Source organism: Micromonospora phaseoli, from assembly GCF_900109115.1.
GTDB lineage: Bacteria > Actinomycetota > Actinomycetes > Mycobacteriales > Micromonosporaceae > Micromonospora > Micromonospora phaseoli.
The window spans coordinates 222,109-228,108 of record NZ_FNYV01000010.1 but is presented as its reverse complement, the minus strand read 5'-3'; the positions used below and the strand labels follow the sequence as shown (position 1 = coordinate 228,108).

Here is a 6,000-nt window from a genome sequence, read left to right as displayed (position 1 = left end):
TTGTAGGCCCAGGCCGGATCGTCCAGGTAGTCGTAGAAGGTGGTCTGGTTCGGCTGGTCGGTGACCAGGTCGTCCTGGTCGATGCGGGTGACCACGTACTTGTGGAACCAGTCCAGCGTCGGGTCACCAGTGCCCGGCCAGGAGAAGTACGCCGGCATGCAGCGTTTGGTGTTCGAGTGCGGCGTCGGCCGGGTGCTGCGGGTGCAGTCGTGCCCCGAGTAGGTGACCAGGATGTCGCCGCCGGACTCGGTGCGGATCTGCTTGATCCGCCACCGGTTCAGCTCGGTGCGCTGGTCCGACGGCCCGTCCACCCGGTTGGCCAGCGGCTCGGCCCCCGGGTTGAAGGTGATCTCCGGGTCGGAGACGGCGACACCGCCGGCGGTGGTGACGTGCCCGGTCCGGGTGATCCCGCGCAGCCACATCGGCGTGCTCTCACCGGTACCGGCGTTGATGAACTCCTGCCGCAACGCCCAGGACTCCACATCCCGGTACGACGACGTGCCGTTACGCAGCTGCGCGGTGACCTTCGTCAGCCGCCGCGCCGACCAGAACGTCGGCGCGTTCAGCTCGTTACACGGGGCCTCCTTGCAGAACTGGTCCCACGGGGTGTCCGGCCACGAGGCCGGCTTCGGATCCGACGTCCACGCCGTACCCGTCCAGCAGTTCGACAGGCACCGCTCGTTGGTCTCGAACATCACCCGCAACGGCGCCGCCGCGCTGTACTCCGCGCCCTTACGCATGCCGTACTCGATGCGGTCCAGGTAGCCGCCCCGGTCGTAGGTGGTCCGCTGGGTCGGCGTGTTGTTGCGGCCGTACGCGCCGGTCTCCTTCTTGTAGAAGTACGCCAGCGAGTTGTTGTTCGGGTCGACCACGTAGTCCAGGTTCCACCGCCACCCCTGGTTACAGCGGGCGTCGGCGAACGTGGAGTCGTAGCACGGCTCACCGGAGTTGTTGCCGTACACCGGAGTCGTGAACGTCGAGTTCGTCACCGGATCCCCCGACGACCAGCCCGGCAGCCGGTGGTAACCGAAGAAGTACTGCACCCCGTCGGTGGTGGTCACCTTCCAGTACTCGTTGTCGTTGTCACCGTTGGCCCGGGCCGAATCGGTGACCCGCTCGATCTTGGTACCGTCGTCGTTCTTCATCCGCCACACCGAACCGTCGCGGATCAGCTCACCCGCCCGACCGTTCAACGACAGCGTCGCGTTGTCGTTGAACCAGCACAGGTCACCGGTCTTGTGGCCCGGGTTGTCGTCCGCGCAGGAGTCGTACCGCCGCTCGATGTAACCCGGCCAGGACGCCCAGCCGTCGCCGACCCAACCGCCCTGGTTATTCGACATCGTGGTCAACCCGTCCACGCTGCCCGACGAGTACGCCAGGCTCACCGACGGCTCGGGACCGCCCAATCCTGGGGGTATCCGCATCTCGTACGACCAGGAGAAATCACCGGTTTGGGCCGACACATCCCAGGCAGCGGCCGGTGAGAGGTCGGTGGCCTTATAGTCACCGTTGTCGCCGCCCGAGTCCGCCTGCACCGCCAGTAGTGTCACCGCCTTACCCGACAGGTCGACCTGCGCCGACACCGTTGACGCCTGCGGGTCGTTCACCGTCGGCACCGGCGTGGCCGTCTGGCATTCCGGCAGCTGCGGCGTGCTCACCGCACAGGCGGGACGCTGCGTCAGCCGCAGCCGCGACGCCCAGTCGCCGCCGAACGCCTGCGCGAACCCCGAATAGTCGACCCCGACCGACACCCGCCCATTGCCCGGTATGCCATCCGAGTGACCAAGACTCAGTAACACACCCTGCACGCCTGCCCGCGCGGTGGCCGCTCGGTCGAACACCCGCACCGTCACCGCTTCCGGCCCGGCCACACCCCGCGCGCCGAAGCCTTCTGACTCCACTGCGGACACGGTCACCGGCAGCCCACCAGCCCGATGCGCACCCGCCACAGTTGGGCGGGCCGTCGCCGTACCCGGCTGCGGCCAGGTCACGGGCCGTGGGCCCCGCACCGCACGCGACTCCGGGAAGGCCGTCACTCGTGCGGCCTGCGGCTTTGCGTCGGTCACCCGCAGTCCGGCAACATCCTTCGGCTTTGGCGGTTCCCACTTCGGCGCTGCCTCGACAGCCGACGGCTGGTCGATCATCGTGACCGCCAGGAGCACCGCCAACGGTGCGGACATCCAGCGCATCCGGCGCCCGACGCCAGGCCTTGCTTTCGTCCGCTGCGGCGGACCCTCGACTTCAACCCTCATGGCGCTGCTCCCCATGCATGCTTCTAGCGACGGAACCGGAGGTGAAACGTGACGAGCTGACGGCACATGAGTTGGGGACTCCTGGCAGCCTTACCGACATGGCAGTCGAGCCTCGCCCACTGACGGTGGCTCGGGCCGCCCGGAGTCCGGGTCGGATGGGTTACTGGGCGGCTTGCTGGCAGATTTCGATGTCGGAAAGGGTCCGCTGGAAGGCGTGGACGTCATCGATTTCGCCGCGCCAACGGTTCGCGGCGGCGCCCGACGACAGAGCACGGCCGATTGCGAACGATCCGGTCGCCGACCACGTGCCGGTAAAGGATGCTTCGGCGGTCTCACCGCCGCAGTTGAGCGGGTCGCCCATCACGAACGCACGGATCTTGTGGGCGGCCGCGTCGTACACCCCGGCGAGGTGCACCCACGTGCCCACGGACGGTAGTCCCCAGGACGTTCCGTCCGTGCAGGCGCTCGTCGAGTTGCCACCATCCGTGGGGCGCATGGCGAAGCACCAGCCGCCGGCGCCACTGTTGGCGTCCTTGTTGTACATCAGCTGGAAGCGGCTGGCCGTCGTTCCGTCCTGGCTCAGCGCCACCTGATAGTCGTGCGCAGCCAGGTCTGATGCGCGGACCCAGGCCATCACCGTGAAGCTCTTGGTGGTGTCCAGTACCGGGCCGCTCATAGTGATCTGACCACCGGTCCCGGTGAACGAGGCGGCGCCGCCCAGATAGCCGGGTGCGAACGACACCGAACCCGACAGCGTTCCCGGCGACAACGCGCTACCACCCGATCCTGAGTCCGCCGTCGTCGTCCCGGACATCTCGTCGAGCTTCCAGCGGGAGAACTTGTTCGGCAGGGGCGATACCCAGAACTGATGCAGGTGGGTCTGGCTGATGTTGCCGGCGATGTCCTTGGCCACCACGCTCAGCGTGTGGACCATGTCCGTCGTGGGGTTGTGCGTCACCGACGCCGTCTTTGGATTCGTGCCGGACGCGGTGACCGTCGTCGCCGATCCGCCGTCCGCCGACCAGGTGAAGTCCGCGACATCGGCTGCGCCGGCTAACGCGAACGTCCCGGGGGTGCCCAGCACTGCACCCCAGTCCCGCAGTGGGTACTGCGCCGACGACACCGACGTCACCACCGGTGGTGACGTGTCCACGCTCACCGTCTGCCACGTCGACCAGTCGCCTGTCAGATTGTTCTCATCTGTCGAGTACGCCCGCCAGTAGTAGGTCGACCCGTTGGACAAGCCGGAGGGCACTTTCCAGGTCGCAAGGCCCGGCGCCGCGGTAGTCGACGGTGCTGCGGAGTTGCTCGCTACCAAGGTCGCCGACGGCGAGGCCGACGTACGTACCTCAAACCTGGTCTTCAGGTTCCCGTTGTACGGGTCCGAAACGTTTGCCCGCAACGTCGGCGTCGTCGTGCGGACCACCGCCGGCGACGTGCACGCCTTGTAGCAGTCCGTCGTGGTGGAGAACGCCTGCGCGGCCGGAGGGTTCGGCTTCTTGTCGTACGTCGCGATCAGGTAGGTGTGAGCGGCATGAAACTTCTTCCACCGCTCCTGCAATGACTCGTGCTGGCCGTCGCTGTTACACGCACACAACCCGACCGTGTAAGTCGTCGCGTTCGCCGTCGCCCGCGCCTGCACGTTGTTCTTCAACGTGGAACCCTCGAACACGGCGGTCGCGTCCGGCTGGATCGAGCCGCAACCACCGGCCTCGTTCGCGTTGCCCTCCCACGAGTCCAACCAGTGCGACGAGGGCAACGGCCGAGTCGACCAGTTCATACGCCCGGCACTGGACACCGTGATGCCGTCAGTGTTGGTGCGGTACAGGTGCACCCACGACGGGTCACACGACCACGAGTGGTCCAACTCCATGGTCACCTTCGCCGACAGAATCTGCGTTCCCCGCAAGGTCGACACATTGAAATCGAAGAACGACCGGTACAACACGCCGTCGTAGTCGTTGCGGCCTACCCAGGCCCGGCTGCCGACGTCCCAGTTCTTGTTGGTGTTGTTCGCGTACGCCCACTTCGAGCGCAACCCGTTGAACGGCGGATCCACGAACACCGGCCACGTCACCGTCGGGTCATCCAACATCGCCTCGTCCGTCACCACAGTCAGGTCGCCGCCATCGACCTCCACAGCGACGCCCGTCCGCCGCGACGTGACACCCGGTTCCGCACCCGTCGCCGGCACCGCCGTCTCCCCGGCAACGCCGCGCGCCGAGATCACCTCACCAGCACCCGCCGGATCCACCGACGAATCCCACATCGACGCCCCATGCGTGACCGCGACCGTCTCCCCGCCCGGATCAACCAGGCGCAGCCCGCCACCGCCATCCGCCTCAACCTGCACATCCCCGCCCAGCGCATACCGGATCTGGCGCACCGCCGGGTTAGCCGCCGCAGCCGGGGTCAGAATCTCCACCGCATGCGAAAACCCCTCCCGCAGCGCAGTCACATGCAGATTCACCCCCGGCAACACACCGTCGTAGACCGCCGAGGCGCCCACCAGCCGCGGCGCAGGCAACGCACCCAACGGCCACGACAAAGTGAACGACGAACCGCCCACCCGCCAGGTTGCCAGCGGCCCCGACCCGCCCACCGAGAACCGCACATCGGCTAGGGTCGCCGCCGGCACCACCGCCCCGCCCACTACCGACAGAGTCGGATCGATCGCAGCCCACGAACCATCGGTCCGCTTAACCCGCTGCGGCACCGCCGCCACCGTCAACGTCTGCGAACCAGATGGTTCCACCACTACCTGCTCAAACTCGGTCCGTTCACTCAACGCCTCCACCGACACGCCACACTCGGCAGCCAGCGCAGCCGCCGCCGCCTCGTCCGCAGCCTCCGTCACCGAGCAATCCGGGACCACCGAGGACGCCGCAAGAGCAACGTCAGGCCCGTCCACTACCTCAAGCCCTGACCCAAGCACCGCAACCGCCAGCACGACCGCTGACCAGCGCGACCGGCGTGGCCGCTGAGCATGTAAGGACAAACCAGAACCGGCCAAAGCGACGCCCTCCCCGCGAGAAATGATCACCACCTTCGCCGACACATATCGATGTGTCAACATCAGCGAGCGGCGATCTGAGGGATTTGATCGACACTGTCGGGAAGATCATGTGTACAGCGAGTGGTCGACGTCGACCAGCACAGCCCAGCGCGCACACCAGAGGCACTGCGCCTGCGACGTCCAGGCGCCGCGCGGCCGAGTCGTAGGCTGGATCGCGGACCAGAACGAACACCGCCCGGCCGGCCGGGCGGGAGGCGGGGCGGGCGGGCGGGCGGGCGGGGCCAGAGTGTCGGCAGATGCCGAGCAACGATGATAAGAGTTGACAACCCGCGGTTACCAAACGTCACCCTGCCGAGCTTGTCATCGCTGGTCATAATTTGGCGTTGACCTGCATGAACGCTGTCCTGCATTCATCGCCTCTTGTCACTCGTAGTCAGCGCTGGGGTGGGGTTTTCGGGGGGTAAACGGGGGCACCCTGCCGGGTGCGATCAGTGAACGGATGCTGGCGCAGGTTGGTGCCCTGGGGTGGGGATGCATGGATCAAGGACACCTCGTCGTGCGGATTCCGAACGTCGAGTGGTACAGGCCAGTCCTGCGCTCCTGGCCCGCACGAGTGCAGTGGTGCGGCAACTCCTCGACAGGTACCGAGCCGAGATCAGAGCGCCGCCCGGCGGCGCATGTGCGCTAGCACTCCGTCCGACCACATTGCCATCGGACTCAGCTCTTGGTGAT

Annotated in this window: 1 protein-coding gene and 1 pseudogene; both read right to left on the bottom strand. The window is 67.0% G+C overall.

Annotated elements, in window-relative coordinates:
- Positions 1 to 2,189: pseudogene (locus BMY89_RS23695) on the bottom strand (hypothetical protein); the annotation flags it as partial.
- A gap of 223 nt (positions 2,190 to 2,412) precedes the next feature.
- Complete coding sequence (locus tag BMY89_RS23690; RefSeq protein ID WP_232521515.1) at positions 2,413 to 5,109, bottom strand: LamG-like jellyroll fold domain-containing protein; 2,697 nt, start codon at positions 5,107 to 5,109, stop codon at positions 2,413 to 2,415.
- Positions 5,110 to 6,000 lie beyond the last annotated feature (891 nt).